19 protein-coding genes and 1 pseudogene are annotated in these 24,756 nt (G+C 73.3%); 5 read left to right on the top strand and 15 right to left on the bottom strand.

Annotated elements, in window-relative coordinates:
* Positions 1–25: 25 nt before the first annotated feature.
* From folE to dacB, 7 genes are all read right to left on the bottom strand, one after another.
* Complete coding sequence (folE, locus tag JQS43_RS24230) at positions 26–748, bottom strand: GTP cyclohydrolase I FolE (RefSeq protein ID WP_420847719.1); 723 nt, start codon at positions 746–748, stop codon at positions 26–28.
* Positions 745–2,796 (bottom strand): ATP-dependent zinc metalloprotease FtsH, encoded by a 2,052-nt coding sequence (ftsH, locus tag JQS43_RS24235; protein ID WP_239676670.1) that lies wholly within the window; start codon positions 2,794–2,796, stop codon positions 745–747. The genes folE and ftsH overlap by 4 nt, the downstream gene beginning before the upstream one ends.
* 227 nt (positions 2,797–3,023) lie before the next feature.
* On the bottom strand, positions 3,024–3,599 hold the full coding sequence (hpt, locus tag JQS43_RS24240; RefSeq protein ID WP_239676671.1) for a hypoxanthine phosphoribosyltransferase: 576 nt from the start codon (positions 3,597–3,599) through the stop codon (positions 3,024–3,026).
* Positions 3,600–3,622: 23 nt separating this feature from the next.
* Positions 3,623–5,263, bottom strand: coding sequence for a gamma-glutamyltransferase family protein (locus JQS43_RS24245; RefSeq protein ID WP_239676672.1), 1,641 nt, complete (start codon positions 5,261–5,263; stop codon positions 3,623–3,625).
* Between the two features lie 9 nt (positions 5,264–5,272).
* Positions 5,273–6,373: a tRNA lysidine(34) synthetase TilS gene (gene tilS, locus JQS43_RS24250; protein WP_239676673.1), complete on the bottom strand. Its 1,101-nt coding sequence runs from the start codon at positions 6,371–6,373 to the stop codon at positions 5,273–5,275.
* Between the two features lie 10 nt (positions 6,374–6,383).
* The gene (locus JQS43_RS24255; RefSeq protein ID WP_239676674.1) at positions 6,384–7,442 is read right to left on the bottom strand and encodes a zinc-dependent metalloprotease; all 1,059 of its coding nucleotides are present in this window, start codon (positions 7,440–7,442) and stop codon (positions 6,384–6,386) included.
* 40 nt (positions 7,443–7,482) lie between these two features.
* Positions 7,483–8,988 (bottom strand): D-alanyl-D-alanine carboxypeptidase/D-alanyl-D-alanine endopeptidase, encoded by a 1,506-nt coding sequence (gene dacB, locus JQS43_RS24260; protein ID WP_239676675.1) that lies wholly within the window; start codon positions 8,986–8,988, stop codon positions 7,483–7,485.
* Between the two features lie 85 nt (positions 8,989–9,073).
* Between dacB and JQS43_RS24265 the strand changes: the two genes are divergently transcribed.
* Together JQS43_RS24265 and mycP are read left to right on the top strand one after the other, a co-directional pair.
* Positions 9,074–9,553, top strand: coding sequence for an inorganic diphosphatase (locus JQS43_RS24265; protein WP_239676676.1), 480 nt, complete (start codon positions 9,074–9,076; stop codon positions 9,551–9,553).
* Positions 9,554–9,591: 38 nt separating this feature from the next.
* A complete protein-coding gene (gene mycP, locus JQS43_RS24270) occupies positions 9,592–10,902 on the top strand; it encodes a type VII secretion-associated serine protease mycosin (RefSeq protein WP_239676677.1) in 1,311 nt (436 codons plus the stop codon).
* 19 nt (positions 10,903–10,921) lie between these two features.
* On the opposite strand, the gene JQS43_RS24275 is transcribed toward mycP, so the two are convergent.
* The 5 genes from JQS43_RS24275 to JQS43_RS24295 all read right to left on the bottom strand — a co-directional run bounded on the left by JQS43_RS24275 (position 10,922) and on the right by JQS43_RS24295 (position 15,414).
* Positions 10,922–12,100, bottom strand: coding sequence for a MarP family serine protease (locus JQS43_RS24275; protein ID WP_239676678.1), 1,179 nt, complete (start codon positions 12,098–12,100; stop codon positions 10,922–10,924).
* A 4-nt stretch (positions 12,101–12,104) separates the two neighbouring features.
* The gene (locus tag JQS43_RS24280) at positions 12,105–12,758 is read right to left on the bottom strand and encodes an NUDIX hydrolase (protein ID WP_239676679.1); all 654 of its coding nucleotides are present in this window, start codon (positions 12,756–12,758) and stop codon (positions 12,105–12,107) included.
* Positions 12,755–13,363: a TlpA family protein disulfide reductase gene (locus tag JQS43_RS24285; protein ID WP_239679561.1), complete on the bottom strand. Its 609-nt coding sequence runs from the start codon at positions 13,361–13,363 to the stop codon at positions 12,755–12,757. Before JQS43_RS24285 ends, JQS43_RS24280 begins: the two co-directional genes overlap by 4 nt.
* A gap of 38 nt (positions 13,364–13,401) precedes the next feature.
* Positions 13,402–14,091, bottom strand: a complete 690-nt coding sequence (gene nth / locus JQS43_RS24290) for an endonuclease III (protein WP_239679562.1) — start codon at positions 14,089–14,091, stop codon at positions 13,402–13,404.
* A 117-nt stretch (positions 14,092–14,208) separates the two neighbouring features.
* Entirely contained in the window at positions 14,209–15,414 is a 1,206-nt protein-coding gene (locus JQS43_RS24295; RefSeq protein ID WP_239676680.1) for a CapA family protein, read from the bottom strand.
* A gap of 239 nt (positions 15,415–15,653) precedes the next feature.
* Between JQS43_RS24295 and JQS43_RS24300 the strand changes: the two genes are divergently transcribed.
* From JQS43_RS24300 to JQS43_RS24310, 3 genes are all read left to right on the top strand, one after another.
* A complete protein-coding gene (locus JQS43_RS24300) occupies positions 15,654–16,331 on the top strand; it encodes a Crp/Fnr family transcriptional regulator (protein WP_239676681.1) in 678 nt (225 codons plus the stop codon).
* A 146-nt stretch (positions 16,332–16,477) separates the two neighbouring features.
* Positions 16,478–17,755, top strand: coding sequence for a carboxyl transferase domain-containing protein (locus JQS43_RS24305; RefSeq protein ID WP_239676682.1), 1,278 nt, complete (start codon positions 16,478–16,480; stop codon positions 17,753–17,755).
* A gap of 8 nt (positions 17,756–17,763) precedes the next feature.
* Positions 17,764–19,404, top strand: a complete 1,641-nt coding sequence (locus JQS43_RS24310; RefSeq protein WP_239676683.1) for a biotin carboxylase N-terminal domain-containing protein — start codon at positions 17,764–17,766, stop codon at positions 19,402–19,404.
* Here the strand turns inward: JQS43_RS24310 and JQS43_RS24315 are convergent.
* The 3 genes and pseudogenes from JQS43_RS24315 to JQS43_RS24325 all read right to left on the bottom strand — a co-directional run bounded on the left by JQS43_RS24315 (position 19,365) and on the right by JQS43_RS24325 (position 24,685).
* Complete coding sequence (locus tag JQS43_RS24315) at positions 19,365–20,279, bottom strand: serine/threonine-protein kinase (RefSeq protein WP_239676684.1); 915 nt, start codon at positions 20,277–20,279, stop codon at positions 19,365–19,367. The genes JQS43_RS24310 and JQS43_RS24315 overlap by 40 nt on opposite strands.
* A 95-nt stretch (positions 20,280–20,374) precedes the next feature.
* Positions 20,375–23,869, bottom strand: a complete 3,495-nt coding sequence (locus JQS43_RS24320; RefSeq protein WP_239676685.1) for an adenylate/guanylate cyclase domain-containing protein — start codon at positions 23,867–23,869, stop codon at positions 20,375–20,377.
* A pseudogene (locus JQS43_RS24325) lies at positions 23,866–24,685 on the bottom strand (MBL fold metallo-hydrolase). The gene JQS43_RS24320 and the pseudogene JQS43_RS24325 overlap by 4 nt, the downstream one beginning before the upstream one ends.
* Positions 24,686–24,756 lie beyond the last annotated feature (71 nt).

The following is a 24,756-nucleotide window of genomic DNA, read 5'->3' on the forward strand; positions in this document are numbered from 1 at the left end:
GGATGCCGCCGCCGGCAGGCAGGCCTTAGGCGGAGCCGAGGATCAGCGACATCGCCTCGGAGCGGCTCTTGGCGTCGGAGTTGAAGATGCCCCGGACCGCGGAGGTGATCGTCTTCGAGCCGGCCTTCTGGATGCCGCGCATCGCCATGCACATGTGCTCGCACTCCAGCACCACGATCACCCCGCGCGGCTCCAGCTGCGCCAGCAGCAGATCCGCCACCTGGGAGGTGAGCCGCTCCTGCACCTGCGGTCGCCGGGCGAAGACCTCCACCAGCCGGGCCAGCTTGGACAGGCCGGTGATCCGGCCATGGCCGCCCGGGATGTAGCCGACGTGGGCGCTGCCGCGGAACGGCAGCAGGTGGTGCTCGCAGAGGCTGATCACCTCGATGTCGCGGACCAGGATCAGCTCGTCGTGCTCGGCCTCGAAGCTGGTGGTGATCACCGACGCCGGGTCGACCCGCAGGCCGGCGAACAACTCGGCGTAGGCGCGGGCCACCCGGGCCGGGGTGAGCGCCAGCCCGTCCCGGTCCGGGTCCTCGCCCACCGCGATCAGGATCTCGCGGACCGCCTTCTCGATCCGTGGGAGATCCACGGCCGCCTCGATCGGCCCGCCCGCGAGCCGGCCGTTGACCAGCCGGGCCGCCAGGTGGTCGAGCACGTCGCCGCCGAAGCCGGGGGCGGTGAGATCGTCGTCAGGTTCGGTGGCGGAGCCGCCGCCGTAGGGAGGGGTGGTGGGGTGCTCGCTCAGGGCTGCTCCTCCTGCTCGGAGCCGGCGCGATCGGGCGGGGTGGTGACCCGGGTGCGGTCCTCGCTCCCGGCCTCCTCCGGTCCGCCACCGTTGCGCTGCGCCGCCTCGGCCTTCGCCGCCCGCTCCGCGGGGGTCAACACCGGCGGGGCGGTCGACGGTTTCCGCTTGCCGAATCCGTTGTACGGCAGGATCGGCTTACGCTTCACCACCCGGCTACAGATCCGCTCCATGTCCTGCTGGGAGATGGTCTCTTTCTCCATCAGCTCCAGCACCATGGTGTCGAGCACGTCCCGGTACTCGACCAGGATCTCCCACGCCTCGTCGTGGGCCAGCTCGATCAGGGTCCGGACCTCTTTGTCGATCTCGGCGGCGACGGTGTCGGAGTAGTCCCGCTCATGGCCGTAGTTGCGGCCCAGGAAGGGTTCGCCGCTGCCGCTGCCGTACTTGACCGCGCCGAGCTTCGCGCTCATGCCGTACTGGGTGATCATCGACCGGGCGAGCTGGGTCGCCTTCTCGATGTCGTTGCCGGCTCCGGTGGTCGGCTCGTGGAAGACCAGCTCCTCGGCGGCCCGGCCACCCAACGCGTACGCCAGGGTGTCGATCATCTCCGCCCGGGTCTGGGTGTACTTGTCTTCGGTCGGCAGCACCAGCGTGTGCCCGAGCGATCGGCCCCGGGGCAGGATCGTCACCTTGTGCACCGGCGCCAGGCCCGGCAACGCCCACGCCACCAACGCGTGACCCGACTCGTGATACGCGGTGATCTTCTTCTCGTTGTCGCTCATCGCCCGGGTCTTTCGCTCCGGGCCGGCGACCACCCGGTCGATCGACTCCTCCAGGAACTCGTCGGTGATCGCCCGCTTGCTGTGCCGGGCGGTCAGCAGCGCCGCCTCGTTGATCACGTTCGCCAGGTCGGCACCGGAGAAGCCCGGAGTCCGGCGGGCTACCGCGTCCAGGTCGACGTCGGGCGCGAACGGCTTGCCCTTCGCGTGCACCCGCAGGATCGCCTTGCGGCCCTCCATGTCCGGGGCGTCGACGGCGATCTGCCGGTCGAACCGGCCCGGCCGCAGCAGCGCCGGGTCGAGGATGTCCGGCCGGTTGGTGGCGGCGATCAGGATCACGCCGCCCTTGGTGTCGAACCCGTCCATCTCGACCAGCAACTGGTTCAGGGTCTGTTCCCGCTCGTCGTGGCCGCCGCCCATGCCGGCGCCCCGGTGCCGGCCGACCGCGTCGATCTCGTCCACGAAGACGATCGCGGGCGCGTTCTGCTTGGCCTGCTCGAACAGGTCCCGCACCCGGGAGGCGCCGACGCCGACGAACATCTCCACGAAGTCCGAGCCGCTGATCGAGTAGAACGGCACCCCGGCCTCACCGGCGACCGCCCGGGCGAGCAGCGTCTTGCCGGTGCCGGGCGGCCCGAACAGCAGCACCCCCTTGGGGATCTTCGCCCCGAGCGCCTGATATTTGGTCGGGTCGGAGAGGAAGTCCTTGATCTCGTGCAGCTCCTGGACGGCCTCGTCGGAGCCGGCCACGTCTTCAAAGGTGGTCTTCGGCATGTCCTTGGTGATCTGTTTCGCCTTGGACTTGCCGAAGTTGAGCACCCGCGACCCGCCGCCCTGCATCTGCGACATGAACAGCAGGAAGAGCAGCAGGATGATCGCCACCGGGATCAGCAGCAGCAGCATTGTCGACCAGGGGCTGTCCTGGGTGACCTCGGTGTCGACCGACTCGGTCACCCGACCGTCGGCCAGCGCCTCCGAGACCCGGTCCCACAGCTGTTCGCTGATCTCGGCTGGGTACTGCGCCTGGATCTCGGTGGTCTCCTCGCCGGCGACCGTCATTGGGTCGGCGAGATCGAGCCGGATGGTCTGTTCCCGATCCTCGATCAGCACCTTCTCGATGCCGGGCTGATCGAGCCGCTCCAGCGCCACCGAGGTATCCACCTCGGTGTACGAGTCGCGGCCGGTGAACCACATGAACGCGACGATGGCGCCGATCACCACGAGGATGAACCAGAACACCGGCCGCCGGAAGAAACGGGTCCGTTCCATGTTGTCGTATGAGCGCTACGCGCCCGACCCCTCCTGATCGACCTCGTCCGCTTGCCGCAGCGCGGGGATCGCGCGTCGGCCCTGAGCACCCCACCGCGCCGCGCCGCGCCTCACCGGGTCACGCCAGGGCGAGGATCCGGCTTCGACCGTACACCGTTACCGGTCGGATCGGCTGCCGACGGTCCCCTCAACCCACTCGCGGCACAGCTGATTCACAGCTTCGCCACTCACCCCCGCGCATACACCTCGGGTTTGAGCACCGCCACGTACGGCAGCTCCCGGTACCGCTCGCCGAAGTCCAGCCCGTAGCCGACCACGAACTCCGGCGGCAGGTCGAAGCCGATGTACTTCAGCGGCGGCGCCGACCGCATCGCCGCTGGCTTGCGGAACAGCGTCACCACGGTCACGCTCGCCGCCGAACGGCTCGCCAGATACTTCAGTAGCCAGCTCAGCGTCAGCCCGGAGTCGACGATGTCCTCGACCACCAGCACGTGTTTGCCGGCGATGTCCCGGTCGAGATCCTTGAGCACCCGCACCACGCCGGAGGAGGTGGTGCCCTGACCGTACGAGGAGGCGGCCATGAACTCCAGCTCCACCGCCGGACCGACCCGGCCCAGCGCCCGCGCGAAGTCGGCCATGAACATCGCCGCCCCCTTGAGCACCCCCACCAGGACCACCTGGTCGATGCCGGCGAAGTCGTCGGCCACCTGCTTGGCGAGCTCGTCGGTCTTGGCCCGGATCTCCTCCTCGGTGATCAAGACCCGTTCAATGTCCGCGTCGTACCAGCGCGACTGCGACTGCATGGTCCGAACCCTAGTACGGGCGCTCACCAGCCGATCGCGCAGCCGTCCGCCCGCGGTTCAGATCCGGCCTGGTAGCCCCCCTCGGGTAGCCGCCAGATCGCCTGTCCGTGACCGAAGAAGGCGGCGCCGGCGTCGGAAACGAGATCGTGATCACGTTGGCGGAGCCCGGTGAGCACCTCGGCGGCGGTCGTCGGCTCGGCGTAGACCCGCCGGCCGGCGTGCCAATACCAGCGCGGTGCCGCCAACGCCGACTGCGGGTCCAGCCCGTCGAGCAGCGTCCGGGTCACCAGCTGCACGTGACCCTGCGGCTGCATGTGCCCGCCCATCACCCCGAACGGGCCGACCGGCGCGCCGTCGGCGCGGGTCAGGAACCCCGGGATGATGGTGTGGAACGGTCGCTTGCCGGGGGCCAGCACGTTCGGGTGCCGCGGGTCCAGCGAGAATCCGGCCCCCCGGTTCTGCAGGCCGAAGCCGTACCCGGGGACCGCCACGTACGAGCCGAAGCCCTGATAATTCGACTGGATCAGGCTGACCATGAGCCCGTCGGCGTCGGCGGTGCACAGGTAGACGGTGCCGCCGCGGGCCGGATCGCCGGGCGGCGGGTCGGCCGCCTTCGGGCCGACCAACCGCGCCCGCTGCGCCAGGTACGCCGGATCCAGCATCCCGGCGACCGGCACCGCCACCCGGTCCGGGTCGGCGACGTAGGCGTGGGCGTCGGCGAAGCCGAGCTTGATCGCCTCGATCTCGGCGTGCCACCGCTCCTGCTCGTCGGCGCCGGCCAGATCCAGCCGGCCCAGGATGCCCAGCGCCTGCAGCGCGGCGATGCCCTGGCCATTGGGGGGCAGCTCCCAGACGCGGTGCCCGGCGAACTCCACCGAGATCGGATCCACCCAGCTGGAGGTGTGCTCGGCGAGGTCAGCGGCGCCGAGGTAGCCGCCGGTCCCGGCCGCCGCGGCGACCATCGCATCGGCGATCTCGCCCTGGTAGAACGCCTCCGCCCGGCTATCGGCGATCAGCCGCAGCGTGCCGGCGCCGGCCGGATTCCGCCACCGCGCTCCGGCCCGGGGCGCCTCGCCGTCGATGGTCCAGACTCGACCCCACTCGGCGAACTCCGGGCCCTGCCCGGCGAGCTGCCGGTACCGGGCCACCCCCTGCTGCCAGCTCGCCGCGACCCGCGGCGAAACCGGATACCCCTGCTCGGCGTAGCTGACGGCGTCCTGGAACAGCTCCGCGAACGGCAACTGCCCGAACCGCCCGTGCAGATCCCGCCAACCCGCCGGCGCCCCCGGCACGGTCACCGGCGCCCAACCGTGCGGCGGCACCGCCCCGTACGCGCCGGCATCGGCCTGGGCACCGCCGTGCGCGTCGGTGGCGGCGGCGGCCGGACCGGCGGCTAGCAGCGCCTCCCGGGTGAGCGCGGCCGGTGCCCGCCCGGAGGCGTTGAGGCCGTGCAACCGCTGCCCGTCCCAGACGATCGCGAACAGGTCACCGCCGATGTCGTTGGAGCCGGGCTGGACCACGGTGAGCGCAGCGGCCGCCGCGATGGCGGCGTCGACCGCGTTGCCGCCCCGGGCCAGAATCCGGGCGCCAGCGGCGGCGGCGAGCGGTTGGCTGGTGGCGCAGGCACCTCGTGGGGCGTACACCGAACTGCGGGGGTGAGTCATGCCCGAACCCTACCCGGCAAGTGGATCATCAACTGGTGGCTCGATCGCCGGCGGCAGCGCCATGCGCAGCGCACCGCCGCGCCGCACCACCCGCCGGTCGCCGGGCAGATGCACCGCGCCCTGCCCGTGCCAACCGGTCACCAACGCGTCCAGCGCGGCCACGTGCCGGTGGGACAGCGCCGACCCCGGCACTCCGGCCTGCCGCGCCCACGCGTGCAGCATCCGGGTCCGCACCGCGTCCGGCTGCTCCCGCAGCCGCGCCACCGACAACCCGTCCGGCCCGGAACGCGCGACGGCCAGCGCGTCGGCCGCGAGCTGATCCAGCACCGTGGTGTCGGCGGCGAGCTGCCGGGCGGTCTGCGCCAGATTCGGCACCACCCGATCCCCCAACGCCGTCACCAGCGCCGGCAGCCCGGTGGCGCGGACCCGGGCCCGGGCGTACGCCGGATCGGTGTTGTGCGGGTCGTCCCACGGCACCAAGCCCTGCGCGGCACACGCGGCCACAGTCTGGCTCCGCCGGAGCCCCAACAGCGGCCGCAGCCACGCCACCCGGTCGGCGTACCGGCGGGCCGGCATGCCCGCCAGGCCGCGCGGTCCGGCGCCCCGGGCGAGGGCCAACAGCACGGTCTCCGCCTGGTCGTCCATTGTGTGGGCGAGCAGCACCGCGGCGGCGCCGGCAACCTGCGAGGCCTCCGCCAGCGCCGCATACCGGGCCTGCCTGGCCGCCGCCTCCGGCCCACCGGGCCGGCCGGCCACCCGCACCGGCAGCACCCGGGTCGGGGCCAGGCCGACGGTCGCGGCCCACTGCGCCACCGCGGCAGCGCGGTCGCCGGAACCGTCCTGCAGACCGTGGTCGACGGTGAGCAGTCCGGCCCGCCACCGGTGCCGAGGGGCGACGAACGCCACAGCCGCCGCCAACGCCAACGAATCGGCGCCGCCCGAACAGGCCACCAGCGCCAAGGGCAACGAGTCGCCGCCGGCGAGACCAGCGACCGCTGACTCGGCGGCTTCGGTGGCCGCTTCGGCTTCTGCAGCCGCTTCGGCTTCGATAGTCAGGGCATCCCGGACCGCGACCCGGAGGGCGGCCACCGCCGGGTCGAGTGCGGCCATCGGTATCGAGTCAGGCGGAGACCGGGCCGTGCACCCGGGCGATCCAGGCGTCCGGCTCGGTGATCTCGCTGAGCAGCGGCAGCGTCTCCGGCGACTGGTAGATCCGGTTGAAGCCGTCCATCCCCACCTGATCCACGACCGCCCGCACGAACCGGGCCCCCTCGGCGTACTGCCGGAGCTTCACCTCGACTCCAAGCAGCCGCCGGAACAGCTTCTCGACCGGGTTCGCCGCCTCGCGACGCCGGTTGAACCGGCGCCGGATCTCGGCCACGGTCGGAATCACCTCTGGGCCGACCCCGTCCATCACCACCTCGGCATGCCCCTCCAGCAAGGTCATCACCGCGGTCAGCCGGTCCAGCACCGCCCGTTGCCCGGGGGTCTGCACCACGTCCAGCATGCTGGCGCGGCTGTCTGGATTCCGGATCGCCTCCGCCGCCGCGGACATGCCGGCCCGGAGCCGGTCGGCCAACGGCACCACGTCGGCGTCCGACGCGGCGACGAACTCCTGCACCTCGGCGAGGAAGAAGCCGCGAAGCCACGGCACCGCCGTGAACTGGGTCCGGTGCGTCACCTCGTGCAGGCACACCCACAGCCGGAAGTCGCGCGGGTCGGCACCGAGCTTGCGCTCCGCCTCCACGATGTTGGGGGCCACCAGCAGCAGCTGCCCGGGGTCGCCGGTGAAGACTTCATACTGCCCGAGGACCTTGCCAGAGAGATAACCCAGCACGGTGCCGGCCTGCACCCCGGTCACCCGGGCACTGACCAGGCTGAACACCCCGCTCTGCTCGGCGGCGCCCCCGGTGAGCTGGCCCACCAGCGGCGTGACCACCTCTCGGAGGCCGGCGATGTTGACGCCAGCCCAGTCGGCCCGGTCCACCACCCGCACCGGTGGGTGATCGACCTGCGCCCGCAGCCCGGTGTAGTCGGCGACCAGCGTGGCCGCTTCGTCGGTGAGCCGCCGCAGCTCCGCCACCACCTCGGCGGCCTCGTCATAGGTCACTCGCGGGCCCGCCCGGCGCAGCCTGCGCGCGGTCGTCGCGGCCAAGTCCCAATCCACCAGCTGCGCCATCACCCCACCGTAGCGCGTGCCACCCGAGCTGGCCCGGCGCTCAGCGGCAGCCGCACTCCAGCAACGCCGTGGTCACCTCATCGAGCGCCTGCCGGGCCGGCCCCGGCGCCACCGGCACCTCCTCGGTGAGTAGTGCGAACGCCAGCAGCCGGCCATCGGCGGTCATCACCAGCCCGGCGAGCGCGTTCACCCCGGTCAACGAACCGGTCTTCGCCCGTACCGCGCCGGCTCCCGGGCCGGCCGGCCGGAGCTCCGCCTCGACCCCGGTCGGGTCCGGCTCCCCCGCCCGGTACCGGCCGGCCAGGGTGCCCGACCAGCCCGCCACCGGCAGCCCGGCGAAGAGCCCGGCCAGCGGCTCCCCGGCGGCGGGGTCGGCCGCCTGGGCCAGCAGATCGGTGAGCAGCTCGGCGGGGAGCTGGTTGTCGCGGGACAGGCCGCTGCCGTCGGCGATCTCCGCCGCCGCCATCGGCAACCCAAGCTCGGCGAGGACCGCGGTGGTCGCCGCCGCCGCGCCCGCGAACGACGCCGGCTCGCCCTGGTGCAGGGCGACCTGCCGTGCCAGCCCCTCGGCGAGGGCATTGTCACTGGTCACCAGCATTGTCTCGACCAGCCGCAGCAGCGGCGGCGACATAACCTGGCCGAGGACGGCGCCGGGCGCGGCGGGGTCGGGCGGCGCCGGGGTCCCCGTCGGGTCCGTGGTCGACTCGCCCTGGTCGCTTTGACCGCCGCTATCGCCGTCGCCGGCCACCGCGGGTGGCGCGCTGCCGATCGTCACCTGGTCCGCGGACACTCCCAGCAGCTCGGCGAAGGCCACCCCGGCGGCCAGGTCCGGCTCTTCCCAGCGCAGGCTGGAGCGCTGCCCCTGGGCCGGATCGGGGTCGATCCGACCCCCATCGGTCATCAGCGCCGTGATCGGCCCGACGAAGCCGGACCCCGGAATGTCGTCGTCCCACGGGCCATGTACCGGACCGGTAAAGAGTGAAGAGTCGACGGTCACCTGCGAGACCTGGGTATCACCCAGCGCCTCGGTCACCTGCTCGGCCAGCTGATCGAGCCGGGCCGCCCCGGGGAAGAAGCCGTCGGCGTCGATGGCCAGCGTCGGGTCGCCCCCGCCGACCAGCACCACCTCGCCGGGCTCGGCGCCGGCCACCGCCACGGTGGCGAGCTGGTGGGCCGGCCCATGAGCGGCCAGCACCGCGGCGCCGGTGAGCAGCTTGGTGGTCGAGGCCGGGATGGTCGGGGTCGCGCCCTCGTACGAGTAGAGCTGTTCGCCGGTGCCCACATCGACTACCGAGGCGCTGATCGCGCCGCCGAACGCGGCCGCCTCGACCAGCTCGTCGATGGCGTCGCGGACCCCGTCAGCGGTCGGCGCGGGCGCACCCGCATCGGCGCCGGTGAGCACGGCCGCCGGCGGCGGCTCCGGCGTCGGGGTCGGCGTGGCGACCGGCTCGGGCACCTCCCAGGGGCGGACCACCAGCGCCGCCGCCACCAGCGCGACCAGCGACCCACCCACGATCGTGGCCGCCCACGCGGTCTTCTTCCCCACCTAACCCCGCCTCCGCTCGTCCGGTCCCCGCACCTACGCGAGAGACTATGGGCTACCAGCCGGTACGAGCCAACGGAGGGGCGGCATGGAGTTCGACGTTACGGTGGAGATTCCCAAGGGCAATCGGAACAAGTACGAGGTGGATCACGAATCCGGCAGGATCCGGCTGGACCGGACCCTGTTCACGGCCACCCAGTACCCGGCCGACTACGGATTCATCGAGGGCACGCTGGGCCAGGATGGGGACCCGCTGGACGCGTTGGTGCTGGTGACGGAGCCGACCTTCCCCGGCTGCCTGATCAAGAGCCGGGCGATCGGCATGTTCCGGATGCGGGACGAGGCCGGGGTCGACGACAAGGTGCTGTGTGTGCCCGCCGGTGATCCACGACTGGAGCACCTGCGGGACATCCATCACGTCGCCGAGTTCGATCGGTTGGAGATCCAGCACTTCTTCACCGTCTACAAGGACACCGAGCCGGGCAAGAGCGTCGAGGGCGCTGCCTGGGTCGGGCGCGCCGAGGCTGAGGAGGAGATCGCGGCGTCGTTCCGCCGCCACGACCAGTAGCGAGAGGTTCGTGGGGATCGGCGGCGGTACGTGTCACAATGAGCGACGTGATCACCGGTTGCCGGGGTTCCCGCGCGCTGCTGCGTACCGCCACGGCGATGCTGCTCTCGGCAGTAGTCGTCGCCGGTCCCGGCATCGCGGTGGCCGCCGGCGCGCCGGCGGCCACCGCGATGCCGGGCACCCAACAGCCACCCGTGCCCGACCTGACCCCCGCCCCCACCCCGACGACGCATCAGCCACACGAGCAGCTCACCACGCTCGGCGCGGCGGACGCTTGGCACTTCTCGACCGGGGCGGACGTAGTAGTCGCGGTGCTCGACTCCGGAGTGGACGCTGACCATCCGGACCTCGCTGGGCGGGTACTACCCGGGCTCGACCTGGTCGACGGCTCCACCGACGGTCGCGACGACCCGGTCGGTCACGGCACCACCGTCGCCTCGCTGGTGGCCGGCGCCGGTGAGCCGGCTGTGGGGCTCGCCCCTGACGCCACCATTTTGCCGGTCCGGGTGCTCGATGAGGACAACCGCTATCAGGAGGCGACCACCATCGCCGACGGTGTGGTGTGGGCGGTCGACGAAGGGGCCGACGTGATCAACTTGTCGTTGGGTGGGCCCCGCGAGAGTTCGGCGCTCGCCCTGGCGCTCGCCTACGCGATGGCGAACGACGTGGTCGTGGTGGCGTGCACCGGCAACCTGAGCGGTGACGAGACCTACGAGGTGTGGTACCCGGCGCGGGAGCCGGGGGTGCTCGCCGTCGCCGGCATCGAGTTCGTCGGCGAGGAGTCCGTCGCGGCCGGCTGGCGCGCCTCGCTGACCGGCCCCGAGACGGTGCTCGCCGCCCCGGCGGTGGTGACCGGCGCCGAGGCCGGCGGTGGCCACCGCCGAGTGCAGGGCACCAGCTTCGCCTCCGCGCTGGTCGCGGCGGCGGCGGCGCTGCTCCGCTCCGCCTACCCGGAGATGCCCGCAGCGGAGGTGGTGCACCGGTTGGTCACCACCGCCGACGATCTGGGCCAGCCGGCCCGCAACCCCGATTACGGCTACGGCGTGGTCGACCCGGTGGCGGCGCTCACCGCACCATCGTTCGAGGTGCCGGTCAATCCGCTGGACACCAAGGCGCGGTACGGCGTCGCCGGCTTCGGCTCGGCGCCGACCGACCCGTGGCAGCTGGCCGGCGATCCGAGCCCGGTCCCGGATGCCGCCGCGACCGCCGTCGCAGCCGCGCCGCCGGGTGGGCGGACCAGTGAGGCGCCGGCCTGGCTGTTGCTGTCGGCGGTGGCGCTGGCAGCGACCGCACTCGGCCTGGCCGCGGCCGCCGCCGCCCAGCGCAGCCGGTCCCCCCGTCGATCATGAGCGGTTACGGCCGGCGGGGCTAGGTGCAGGCCCCGGTATCGACCTGGGAGGTCCGTTCCAGCCCGGCCTCGGCCACGGTCGAGGCCTCGTCGGCGGTCACCGCGAACCCGGTGTTCGGATCGTCGGCGGCGGCCGCGAAGATCACGCCGATCACCTCGCCGGTGGGCGACACCAGCGGGCCGCCGGAGTTACCGCTGCGCACCAGCGCCCGGATGGTGTAGACCTCCCTCGACACCTGAGCCGCGTCGTAGATGTCGGGCCCGCGGATGGTCCGCACGTCCCGAATCCGCGCCTCCTGGGCATCGAACGGTCCGTCCAGCGGGAAACCGAGCACGATCGCGTCGTCGCCGTTGTCGAACTGCACCTCGGTGAACGGCAACACCGGGGCGCCCAGGCCGGGCACGTGCAGCACCGCCAGGTCCCGGTCCGGGTCGTAGACCACCACGGTGGCGTCGTAGGGCTGGCCCGCGAGCTCCACCCCCACCGAGCGGGTGCCCGCCACCACATGCGCGTTGGTCATCACATACTCGGCGGAGTAGACGAAGCCGGAGCCCTCGATCCGCCGGGAACAGCTCGGCGCGCTGCCCACCACCTTGACCACCGACTCGGCCGCCTGGCCTACCACTGGGTGGACCGCCAGCGCCGAATCCGGTGGCGCCACTTCTCGTACCCGGGTGGGGGTCAGGCCACCGAACACATCCGGAAAGCCACGAGTGTCGACCGCGTCGCGTAACGCGTTCGACAGCGCCTGCGCCGGCGGCGGCATCAACCGGTCGATGCCGCCCAGCACCGCCGAGTCCCGCACCGACTTGGCCAGCCAGGGCACGGACGACGAGGCCAACGGCACCGCCACCAGCCAGGCGACCAACGCCACCGCCACCAGCGACACCACCGCGCCGCCGGCGTCGTCGAGCTTCTGGCCGGGCCGGCTCCGGATGATCCCCCGCAGCCGGGAACCGAGCCAGCCGGCGAGCACCTGGCCCAGCACCGCCAGGCCGAACACCGCCAGCAGCGCCACCACCACCCGGTGGATGTCCGCCTCCATCTGGCGGGCGAAGATCGGGCCCAGCTGGAGCCCGAGCAGGGCACCGGCGAAGAAGCCGGCGAAGGAGAGGATCCCGACCACGAAACCCTGCCGGTAGCCGCTGATCGCGAACATCAGCATGAGCACGACTAGGACGACGTCGACCACTGACACTGCTTTAGCGTACGGGCCAGGCTTGCTCACGGGGCAGGTCATCGACTCTGTCCTGTGACCACGGTCTCGCCCAGCCGGCCAACTCCAGCAGGGTGGCGAGCACCCCGGCGGTGAAACCCCACACCAGCAAGCCATCCACGGAGAAGGCGGGACCGACATATCCGCTCGGGTGGCGGACCCGCAACCGGTTGGCCGGGTCGGCGAGCGCGGCGACCGGCAACCGGGCCACCCGCGACACTTCGTCGGTGGCCCGGGGGTAGACCTGATGCGGGGCATGCCACCAGGCCAGCACCGGAGTGACCACAAAGTCGCTTACCGGAATCCACAGCTGGGGAAGCTCCGTCACCACGGTGGCGCTGCCGGGATCCAGGCCGACCTCCTCGGTCGCCTCCCGCAGCGCGGTGCCGGTCGCGCCGGGGTCGCCCGGGTCGGCGGCGCCGCCCGGGAAGGCGACCTGGCCGGCGTGGGTGCGCATGGTGGCGGCCCGTTCCAATAGCAGCACGTCCGGCCCGGCACCGGGCTCCTCGCCGAGCAGGACCAGCACCGCGCTCGGGCGCCCCCGCCCAGCCGGCGTGGGCCAGCGGGTGAAGTCGGCGGTTACGGCGGTGGCGGCCCGGCTCGCCAGCGGCTGCCACCAGTCGGGCAGGGAGTCGGTCACGCCAGCCCCTCCGGCGGCGGGACGCCGAGGTGTTCGGCCACCAGCTCGGCCAGCTCCGCCGCGTCGTACGGGCGGGCGAGGTGGAGGTAGACGAGTTCGCCAGCGTCGTCGATGAACAGGGTGATCGGCAGATTCATCAGGCCGAGGCTGGCGAGCAGGTCGCCGCCGCGATCGTAGAGCGATGGGAAGTCCAGCGCCAGATCCTCGGCGAGCGACGCCGCCCGGGGCCGGGTGTCCTCGCTCACCACCCCCACCACGTGCACCTGGCCGGTGGTCAGGTCGGCGTAGCGCTGCAGCGCCGGCAGCTCCTCCCGGCACGGGGGGCACCAGCTGGCCCAGAGATTGACCACTGCCGGCCCTCGTAGGGCGGTCAACTCGACCGGCTCGTCCCCGGTGAAGCAAGGCAGGGTCAGCTCGGGCAACTGGTCGGTGCCGCCGCCCGGGGACGGCTCGCCGCCGGCGGCCGGGGGGGACTCGCCGTCGGGTGGGGCGGTGAGCTCGTCACACTCGGCCAGCGGCGAGGCCACCTCGGGTGGCCCGCCGTCGTCGACCGGCTCGCCGCCGCCATCGTTACCGCAGGCGGCGAGCAGCAGCGCCGCAGCCATCGCCACGGCGGCTCCGCGAACCGACCTCGACACAGCGCTCACCCGACCTCGGCGTCGGTCAACGCGGCCAACTCGGCCGCCCGGGGGCCCTTGAGCAACATCACCGCGGTGTCCCGGTCGGTGGGGCCGGACCCGTAGGCCGGGCACCAGCGGGCCAGCGAACACGCGCCACACGCCGGCTTGCGGGCGTGACACACCCGCCGACCGTGGAAGATCACCCGATGCGAGAACATGGTCCAGTCGCGCTTGGGGAGCAGCTCACCGACCGCCTGCTCGATCTTGATTGGATCGGTCTGCTCGGTCCAGCGCCAGCGGCGGACCAGTCGGGCGAAGTGGGTGTCGACGGTGAGGCCGGGTACGCCGAAGGCGTTGCCGAGGATCACGTTGGCGGTCTTGCGGCCCACCCCGGGCAGGGTGCGAAGCTCGGCCATCTGGCCCGGCACGTCGCCGTCGTACCGCTCGACCAGCTGCTGCCCCAACTTGATCAGCGCATCGGCCTTGTTTCGGAAGAAACCGGTCGGCCGCAGCAGCTCCTCCAGCTCGCCCCGGTCGGCCGCAGCGTAGTCGGCGGCGGTCGGGTAGCGGGCGAACAGCTTCGGGCTCACCTCGTTGACCCGGACGTCGGTGGTCTGCGCGGAGAGGATGGTGGCGACGGTCAACTGGAGCGGGGTCTGGTGGTCGAGCTCGCAGTGGGCGTCCGGGTGGATCACCGCCAGCTCGCGGGCCATCCGCCGGGCGCGGCGGGTACGGGCCAGGGGGGTCTCCGAGTCATCGTCGAACCGCTGGGGGGTCGCTCCCGCCGCCGCTCGCCGATTCGCCGCCTTCGCCACGCCGGCCAGCCTACGTCAGCCCACCGACGGCGGCGTGATCTCGCCGTCCGGTCCGAGCTGCGCACCGGTCTCGGGAAAGTCCAGCGCGGTGACGTCGCGGACCAGCTCCAAGCCCCGCTGCTCCGGATCGGGGCGGGGCAGACCCGCGTCGTACATGTGGGTCGAGACCAGCTGGCCGGCGGCGAACCCGCCGTCGGCGTGTAGTGACACCCGCAACACCGCACCCAGCCCGAGCGGGCCGGCGGCGTTGAGGGTGCCGCCGCCACCGGCGAAGTTGCCCAGGCTGTAGGCGATCAGCCGGCCCTGGTAGAACTCCAGCCCGCGCAGCACGTGCGGGCCGTGGCCGACCACCAGGTCGGCGCCGGCGTCGACCACCGCCCGGGCGAACGCCATCGGGTCGCCCCGCTGCTCGCCGTAGTACTCCTCCGGGCCGGGGGAGACCCGGGTGGCGTCGGCGCCCTCCGCCCCCATATGCACCTGCACCACCACCAGGTCGGCCTGGTCGGCGGCGCGGGCGACCACCGCCGACGCCTGGCCGTGGTCGTTCAGGTCGTTGGTCCAGGCGTACGGGCTGAAGCCCACCACGGCCACCTCGACCCCGGCGGCCGAGACGACGGTGATCTCTTCCCGCTCGCCGGTGTGGGCGATGCCGTGGTCGGCCAGCGCGGCCCGGGTGTTTTCGCGGCCGGCCGGACCGAAGTCGTTGCCGTGGTTGTTGGCGAGGTTCATCAGGTCGAAGCCGCCGTCGCGCAGGTGCGCTGCGTAGTGGGGCGGGGCCCGGAACGCGTGGCAGGCGGTGGCCTCCTCCGGGCACTTCTCGTGGCCGGTGTCCTCGGTGAGCGGCTGCTCCAGGTTGCCCATCACCAGATCGGCGGCGAGCGCGTCGACCACCTGGGCGAAGAAGCCGGCGCCGTCGTCCGCCGGGAGCCGCCCTTCGTCGCCGAGCACGATGTCGCCGGTGGCGGAGAGGGTCACCGCCGCGGCCGGTGGGGTGGTGGGCACCGGGCTGGGCTGGGTCGGGGCAACGGTCTCGGTCGGCGACCGCCACTGGCCGGCCGGGTCGCCAGCGCGGGCGAACCGGTCACCGAACAGGCTCGCCGCGCCGAGGCCGAGCAGCAGCGCGGCCGTTACTGCCGCGGCGGCCCCGATGAATAATCGGCGGGGCACGCCCCGCCGCGATGGTGCGTCGGCTGGCGGCGGGCGGTAGGACGGGACGGGCATGATAACTCACCGGAGGCTGTGGGGGACGCTCTGCGGACACTCCGCCCGGCTGAGGATACCTGTCGCATACGCTCCGTTGGTAGCACGCGTCAGCGAGGTCACTCGGCTGGCTGCGAATCCGGGGTACCCGCGGCTAGCCTGCGTTTGCGACTACCACCCCTACCGGGTGGTTGTGGGGTTCGGCGCGGCAGCGCCTAGACTGTTGCTGCGCGGGATCCGCGCATGCATGGAGGTGCGCGATGGACGAGGTACTTGCCCGCAGCGGGATCTTCCAGGGGGTGGACCCGGAAGCCGCTGAGGCGCTCGCCAAGGAGATGGAGACCGTCGAGGTCCGCAAGAGCGACGTGGTCTTCAACGAGGGCGAGCCGGGCGACAGCCTTTACATCGTGCTCACCGGCAAGGTGAAGCTCGGCCGGCGGGCCGCCGACGGCCGGCAGAACCTGATCGCGGTGATGGGCCCATCGGACATGGTCGGCGAGTTGTCGCTGTTCGATCCGGGGCCGCGCACCGCCACGGTCACCGCGGTGGTCGACACCAAGCTGGCCCGGCTGCGCAAGCAGGCGCTGCGACCGTGGTTGGCGAACCGGCCGGAGATCGCCGAGCAGTTGCTGCGGGTGGTGGCCCGGCGGCTGCGCCGCACCAACGACGAAAAGGCCGACCTTATCTTCACCGACGTGCCCGGCCGGGTCGCCAAAAACCTGCTCCAGTTGGCGAGTCGGTTCGGCACCCGCGACGGCGGCGTGCTGCGGGTCACCCACGACCTCACTCAGGAGGAGCTGGCCCAGCTGGTGGGGGCATCCCGGGAGACGGTCAATAAGGCGCTCGCCGACTTCGCCTCCCGCGGCTGGCTGCGGCTGGACGGCAAGAGCGTGATCATTCTCGACCCGGAGCGGCTGGCGCGACGCGCCCGCGTCTGACCCGCTCGACGGCCGCCCCGACAGTCCGCGGGTGGCCACCGCCGCTCGCCGGCCACCCTTGACAGTCTGCGGGTGTCCACCCGCCGTTCCGCTCGTTGGGCCCCATGGCACGCGTGAAATGTCATGGTCTGTCCTAATTTGCGGAGGTGGGGGAGCTGCAGGTTGTGCAGACCACGATCGACCCGAGGTCGCCGTCCTACCTCGCCACCCAGGCGCTGACCCAGACCGCCCTGACCCAGCTGCACCGCGCCCTGGACCTCGCCCGGGAGAGCGGCGGTGAACGGGCAGTCACCCGTCACCACGCCCGCGGCGGCCTGTTGGCGCGGGAACGCCTGGAGCTTCTCGTCGACCGGGACTCGCCGTTGCTGGAGCTCAACCCGACCGCCGGCTGGGGCGCCGGTGGCCCGGTAGGGGCCGGCGTGGTCACCGGGATCGGGGTGGTGGCGGACCGGATCTGCGTCCTCGCCGCGACCGACACTCCGGTCGCCGACGGCGTCCTCGACCTCGACGCGGCGCGCAAGCTACGCCGGGCGGTACGAATCAGCAGCCAGAACCGGCTGCCCCTGGTGCTGCTGCTCGAAGTAGGCCGGGAGCCGCGCGACGACCCGCCACCGGTGGAGCTCCGCCGGCAGCTCGGCCAGCTCGGGGAGGAACTCGCCGCGCTCGCCGCCGACCAGCTGCCGACGGTCGGGGTCTGCTTCGGCGGCCACCACCCGCCGCCGTGGGCGCCGGACCTCGCCGACTGGCTAGCGCAGCTGGTCACGCTGTCGCCGGTCACCCGCCCCGGCCGCGCGGCCTTCCTCGCCGACGACGAACGGCAGGCGATCCGGGCGGCCCGGGAGTGCGTCGAGCGCGCCCTCCGACCGCCCGCCGCCGAGGCCGCCGCGGTCCCGACCGTCACCGGCCCCGCGTACGACCCGGCAGAGCTGCTCGGCGTGCCGGTGCAGGAACCGCGCGAGATCCTGACCCGGGTGCTGGACGGCTCCGAGTTCGACGAGGTCGACCCGGCCGGCGGGCCGGCCTGCGCCGGCTGGGGGAGGTTGCACGGACACCGGGTGGCGGTGCTCGCCGACGCCGGCGGCGGTGGTGGGCTGGCCGCCCCGGAGACCGCGCTCCGGCTCCTACAGGACGCCGAGACCAACGGGGCGGTAGCGCTGGTGGCGCTGCACGGCGGGGCTACGCTGCCGGAGTCCACACTGGCCCCGGCGGTGGCCGCCAGCCTGGTGCCGCTGCTGCTGCTCCGGCTGGCGGGCGAACCGGCGCCGGTGGTCACCGCCCAGGCCCGGTTCCGCTTCGCCTGGCCGACCGCCGGATCGGCGCTGGAACACGCCGCGCAGCTGACCGACGATGCGGTGATCGACCCGCTGGACACCCGCCCGGTCCTGGGGATCTGCCTCGGCGCGATCCGGGCGGGCCGGACATGATCCGGCGGGTGTTGGTGGCGAGTCGGGGGGAGGCCGCCCGGCGGGTGCTCGCCAGCTGCCGGCTGGTGGGGTTGGAGACGGTGGCGGTCTACTCCGACGCCGACGCCCGCGCTCCCCACATAGCCGACGCGGATTGGGCGGTCCACCTGCCCGGCAACGCGCTCACCGCCACGTATCGGCGGGGCGACCGGCTGCTGGCGGCGGCCCGAAGGGTCGACGCCGACGCCGTACACCCGGGGTGGGGGCTGCTCGCCGCCGACCCGGACTTCGCCGCGGCGGTAACCGACGACGGCCGCAGCTGGCTCGGCCCACCGGCCAAACTGTTAGCGGCGCTGCGCGACGAACCGGCGACTACCGCCCGCCTCGCCGAGGCGGGCGTCCGGGTGGTCAGCCGCCCGGCCGCCGCCGCGCTCACCGGCCGCCGGCTCGACGTACCAGTGATTGTGGACCATCATGGCACCGCGGTGGCGTTGGGCGAGTACGACTGCACGGTACGCCGCGGCCCGGAGCTACTGCTCGCCGAGTGCCCGTCGCCAGCGGTCTCCGCCCGGCTCCGGGAACGCCTGTGTCGGGCGGCGACCGAGGCGGTGACCGCCTTGGGCGGCACCGGACTGATCACCGTGGAGTTCCTGATCACCCCGGCGGGCGACTGTCGAGTTCTCGCGCTGCGCCCGGCGTTGCCACCAGGCCTGCCGGCGATCGAGTGCGCCACCGGGCTGGACCTGGTGCGGCTGCAGCTGTTGGTCGGCGAGGAGTCCCCGCTGCCGTTCCGCACCGCACCCGCGCTGCGCGGCCACGCGATCACCGGCCAACTACGGGCACAGGACCCGGCGTACGCGTGGCAACCCACTAACGGTCGGCTGCACCGGTTCGGGTTCGGGCCGGTCGTGGGCGCGTTCCGACCGCTGGCCGGGCCCGGGCTGCGGCTGGACTCGGGGGTCGCCACCGGTGAGGAGGTGGGCACCCACTACGGCCCGGAGTTGGCGAGCCTCACCGCCTGGGCACCGACCCGGCATGAGGCGACCCGCCGGCTGGCCCGGGCGTTGACCGGTGCCCACCTACACGGCCCGACCACTAACCGGGAGCTGCTGGTCCGGGCGTTGCGTCACCCGGATTTCCAGGCCGCCACGCTCGACACCGATTTCCTGCCGCGACACCCGGAGCTGCTGGCCCCACTACTGTCGGTCGTGGACTCGCACCGGCTGGCCGGGTTGGCGGCGGCGCTGGCCGCCGCCGCCGACCGGCGCGGCCGGGCCCGGGCGCTGGCGACGATCGGTTCGGGGTGGCGCAACGTACCTTCCGGCGCCCAGACGACGGTCTATGCGAGTCCGATGGGGACTTTTGAGATCGGGTACCGGTTCGATCGGACCGAGGAGCTGCAACACTGGTGGGTCCGCGGCGTCGATCCGGACGAGGTGGACCTGGCTGGGCTGGGCCAGCCGACCAGCCGGCCGGCGGACCGGCCGCCGGTGGCGTTGGTGTCGGCAACCGGCGAACGGGTGGTGCTCGACGTAGCCGGCGTGCTGACCAGTTATTCGGTCCACCGGGTCGGCGAAGTCTCCTATGTCGACTGCCCAGACGGCTCGGTCGCGCTCACTGAACTGCCCCGTTACCCGGCTTCGGTGGCGCCGGCGGAGGGCTGGGCGTAGCCGCCGGTCGGCACCCGGGCCGACGCGCGCACCGCCTCCGGCCCCGGCGGCCGTTCCAGCACCAGCTCCGCCAGCAGATCCCGGAGCCGGCCGGCGCTGGGGCGGGCCAGCGGATCGTTCGCCATCCCCAGCCGCAGCAGATCGATGAAGCTGGCCGACACCCCGGGCACCTCTGGGATCGGCTCCTCGAACAGCTCCAGCAGCGCCAACACGCTGGGGCTGCGATCCGGTTGCAGCCGCGGCGGCCGGCCGCTGAGCATCGCGTACAGCGTGGCGCTGAGCCCATACACGTCGACCGCGGAGGTCGGTGAGCCATACCGCAGGGTCTCGGGGGGAGAGTACGCCGGTGTGTGCACCTCCAGGGTGATCGAGGTCTCGCGGGTCTCCGCGAGCACCGCCAACCCGAAGTCGGCGAGCAGCGGCTCACCAAACCGGCTGATCAACAGGTTCGCCGGTTTGATGTCCCGGTGCAGCACCCCGCTGTCGTGCGCCACCGCCAGCGCGTCCGCGATCTTCGTCCCGACATCGCGGGTCTCGCTGGGGGTAAGCGGGGCGGCGCGCAGCCGCTCCGCGTATGAACCGTCGCACAACTCCATGATCATGTACGGGTGTTGGTCGGCGGTCACCCCCACGTCGTGCAGATCGACCACGTACGGATGCGCCGACATCTGCCCGGCGGCGCGCGCCTCACGGAGGAACCGGCGCTGGTCGCGCTCGCCCTCCAACGTGCGATTCTCGACCTTGACCGCCACCTCGCGGCCGATCGAATCCTGGATGGCCCGGTAGATCGTGGCGTATCCGCCGCGGGCGAGCACCGACAAGTTGGACAATCCGGGGATCGTCGGCACAACCACCTGCGGCCTTCGTTCGCTCACGGCAACGACCGTAACTCAGTCATCTGACGTCCCGCCGCGAGCCCGTCGCGAACCGGACAGCACGGCCGGACCCCGGGTGGGACCGCGGGCCGGCATCAGGCGAGTTCGGCCAGGACCGCGTCGGCGGCCGCGCGTTCGCTGACCTGCGCGGTGGCGTACGCCAACTGAGCCGCTTCCCGAGCAGCCACCCGCGCCCGCTCCCGCGCTCCGGTGGCGGCCAACGCCTGCGCCAGCACCCGGGCCGAGAAGACCCGGCTGCGGACGTCCTGGGCCGGAACCTCCTGCGCCCGCTCCGCCCAGACCACCGCCTCGTCGGCCTCGCCATCGGCGAGCAGCGCCGCCGCGTACAGCGCCACCGCCTGCCGGCGCGGGAAGACCAGCGACGGCGCCTGCGCCGCCGCCGCCAACGGCGCCAGCACCGCCAGCGCGGCGGGGTACTCACCGGTGGCGAGCCGGGCGGCGCCGAGCAGCGCCTGCGGCCCCACCAGCGCCGGCTCCAGCACCCCGTGCGGCTCCACGATCGCCTGCACCGCCTCCGCCTGCGCGATCGCGGTCGCCGGATCACCGGACTCCAGCGCCACCAGCCCCCGGACGGTGCGGGCGACGCCGATCAGCAGTGGATGGCCGGCCCGCTCGCAGTATTCGCGGGCGTCATCGAGCAGGTCGGCGGCGTGCTCGGCCTCGCCCAACCCCCGCGCGACCACCCCCCGGACCACCAGCGCCAGCCCCCGGCCCCAGTCGTCGTCGGCCGCGGCGAAGTCCCGGTACGCCCGCCGGGCGAGCCGGTCCGCCTCACCCAACTCCCCCAGCTCCGCGCTGGCGAACGCGGAGACCGCCCGGAGCGTCCCGACCGCCCACGCCTCCCCCACCCGCTCACCGAACGGCAGGAAGGTCCGGGCCAGCCGCTTCGCCTCGGCGAGGCGACCCGCCAACAGCCGGTTGAATGCGGTGGTCCCGCGCAGCCAGGTACGCCCGAACGGGTCCCGCTGCTCGGCGAAGAGTCGGGCCGCGCGACCCAACGCCGCGTCCGCGCCCGCGAAGTCGCCCCGGGAGGTGCTGACCCACGCCAGGTGGTGCAACGACCAGGCTTGGCTGCGCGGATCATCGGCGCGTACCGCGATCTCGTACGCCTCGGTGAACCGCTGCGCCGCCTCCGCCACCCGGCCCGACAGGTAGTCGGCCATGCCCAGTCGGCGCAGCGCGTCGGCTTGTTCGGTGGTGAGCCCGGCGTCGGTGGCGATCTGCAGCGCTTCCCGCCAGACCTGCAACGACCGCGGGTGGTCGCCGAGCGACCGGTGTGCCGTCCCGGCGACGATCAGTGCGTTGGCCCGAATCGCCGGCGCGTCGCCGGCGTTGGCGTAGACCTTCTCGGCCAGCTCCCGGGCCTCCGCCAGCTGGCCGTGTTGAAGCAGCGCGCGGGCGTGCACCAGCCGGTCGGGCGGGGGCAGATCGGCGCCGGCCAACCGGGTAGCGCGCTGGGCGAAGTCCACCGCGAGCGCCGGCTCGCCCACCCCTACCGACCGGCGGGCCGCGGCGGTCAGCGCGGCCACCCCGAGCGGCACCACCAGCCGGGGGTTCGCATCAGGCGCGAGCCCCACCAGATCGGCCAAGGTGGCGGCCCGCTCGACGTGGCGGGCGACGAACTCGTCCCGCTCCGGCTCGGCCAGCCCGGACTTGGCCCCCCACCGGGCCAGGAAGGCGTGGCGTTCGGCCAGGTCCGCCTTGCCCAACCCGGCGTAGGCGGCCTCCCGCAGCAGCGGCGTGGCGAAGCCGTACCCGTCCCGGGTCCGCCGGAGCATCCGCCGGTGCAGCAGCTCGTCGATGGCCCGATCTAGCTCGACTGCCGCCACCGCCGCCGGCCGGCCGTCCCGACCGGTCCGCCGCTCCGCGAGCGCGGTGATCGAGCCGCCCGGCACCGTGGCGCCGACCACGGCGGCGTCCCGCAGCACCGAGCGGGCCTCTGGCGGCAGCGCGTCGATCCGGGCGGCGAGCACCGCCGCGAGGTCCCGGGAGAGCAGCCGCGCCCCCAGCGATCCGGTCGCCAGCCGCCACCGAGTCGGCCCCGGTTCGTCGCCGCGCCGGGAGACCCGGGTCAGCGCGCCCCGCTCGATCAGCAGCGTCACCAGCTCCGCGAGGTAGAACGGGTTGCCCTGCGCCGTGGCGAGCAGTTGGTCCTCATCGGACTGCTCCAGCCGGCCACCGGCCAGATAGGAGCCTAGTAGCCGGGCGACATCCGCGCCCCGCAGCGGCGGCAACGTGGTCACCTCGGCGTCCGGCACGGCGGTGAGCGCGCCGCTGGTGCGGACCAGCTCGGGCCGGCCCAGCAGCAGGGTCAGGACCGGACCCCGCACCCGCGACAGGGTGGCCCCGAGCGCCTCCATCGTCTCGGTGGTCGCGTCGTGCAGATCGTCGATGATCACCAGTAGTGGTTCGTTGCGGGCCAGGCCGGTGAAGAGCCCCGCCACCGCCGCCGGCAGCGCCGCCGCGTCCAGCCCCTCCGCGCCGGCCCAGGCCCCGCTCAGCGGGTCCGGCAGCTCGCCGTGGCCGAGCATCGCCAGCAGCGCCTCCACGTGCAGCGGGGTGTCCAACCGGGCCGCCAACCGGCGCAGCCGCTGCTCAACCACGGAGCGGCTGGCAGCGCCGTCGGTGGCCAGCCCGATCGCCGCCCGGACCAGGTCGGCCAACGGCGCGAACCGGCGCCGCTCGCCGTACGCGGCGCAACGCACCGACAGCACCCGGGCCGGGGTGGCGTAGTCGACCGCGCCCCGGGCCGCCTCGGCGGCGAACCGGGTCTTACCGACCCCGGCCTCGGCGGTCATCACCAGCACCCGCGGGTCACCGCGGTCCACCACCTCGGCGAGCCGGCCGGCGACCCGCGCCAACTCGACCTCCCGGCCGACGAACGGCGCCTCATCGCCGAACGCGGTCCGGGTGCCGGGCGCGTCGTGCAGACCGAGCAGCTCGTACGCCTCGACCGGCTCCCGCTTGCCGCGCAGCCGCAACGGCCGCAGCTGCCGCCAGGAGGCGAGGTTACGGGTGGTGGCGGAGGTACGGGCGCCGGCGTAAACGGTGCCGATGGCGGCGGCGTCGGCGAGCCGGGCGGCGGTGTTGACGGTGTCGCCGATGACGGTGTAGTCGAGCGAGGCCTGCACCCCGGCGACGACCGCGCCGGTGTTGATCCCGACCCGCAGCCCGAGCGGGGCGCCGCCGCCCCGCTCGTCGTCGAGCACCCGCCGCACCGACCGCTGCATCGCCAACGCGGCCCGGACCGCCCGTTCGGCGTCGTCCTCGTGGGCCACCGGCGCCCCGAAGACCGCCATGATCCCGTCGCCGGTCAGCTTGTCGACGTGCCCGCCGAAGGTCCGAACCGCCCCCGCCAGCGCGGCCAGCACTCGGTCCACCACCGCGCCGACCCGCTCCGGGTCCTGGTCCTCGGACCAGGAGGTGAAGTCGGAGAGGTCGCCGAAGAGCACGGTGACGACGCGCCGCTCAGTGAGCGGCAAGCTCGCCGCGTCCGGCAGCGCGCTGCCGCACTGATGGCAGAACCGTGCCCCCAGCACGGCCACGGTCCCGCAGACGGCACAGGTCACAGCGAGTCCAACGGCGGTCGGTCAGGCGGGGATTCCCGGTCGGGGTGGTTCAGGTACGCCAGTTGGGCCCGGACTGTCCATTCGGCGGCGCCCTGCAACGCCTGGCCGACATCGGGGTAGACGCTCGCCACCACCTCGGCCGGGGTGGTGGCACCGGCCGCCACCGCCGCCCGCACCTGCGCCAGCCGGCTGTGACGGTGCTGAAGGTAGTAGTCCGCGGCGGCGCCACAGTCGGCGAGCGCCGGCCCGTGGCCCGGCAGCGCCGGCACCCCCCGATAGGCGGTGAGCTGCGCCAAGCTGGCGAGGTAGTCGGCCAGGTCGCCGTCCGGCCAGGCGACCACGGTGGTCCCCCGACCCAGGATCGTGTCGCCGGTGAGGATCACCCGGTCACCGTGCGCCGACACCAGGAAACACACCGAATCAGCGGTGTGGCCGGGGGGTCGGCAGGGTGGTGATCGACAAGTCGCCGAGCCGGAAGTCCGGGTCGGCCGTAGCCGGGTCGGCGCCGCGCAGCGGCGCACCGGTCAACCGCTGGCACTGCTCGACCCCGTCGAGGTGGTCGGGGTGGCCGTGGGTCACGAACAGCGCCGCGACCGGACCGGACTGGGCGATCCGGCGCAGGTGTGACTCGTCGTCCGGCCCCGGGTCGACAACGACCAGCGGCGCGCCCGGTGGCCCGGAGCGGAGCAGCCAGGTGTTGGTGCCGTCCAGGGTCATCGGCCCCGGGTTCGGCGCCCGCAGCAGCGTGACCCACTCGGGCAGCTCCGTGGCGACCGCCACCACCGAGGTGGTGGTGTGCCCCCGTTCACCCGCCATGCCAGTGATGCTACGACGCCAGCGGGAGCCCCGACGAACGCAAATCGGTCCGGTACAACGAGAATTCTCGG

This window comes from Natronosporangium hydrolyticum (assembly GCF_016925615.1).
Taxonomy (GTDB): domain Bacteria; phylum Actinomycetota; class Actinomycetes; order Mycobacteriales; family Micromonosporaceae; genus Natronosporangium; species Natronosporangium hydrolyticum.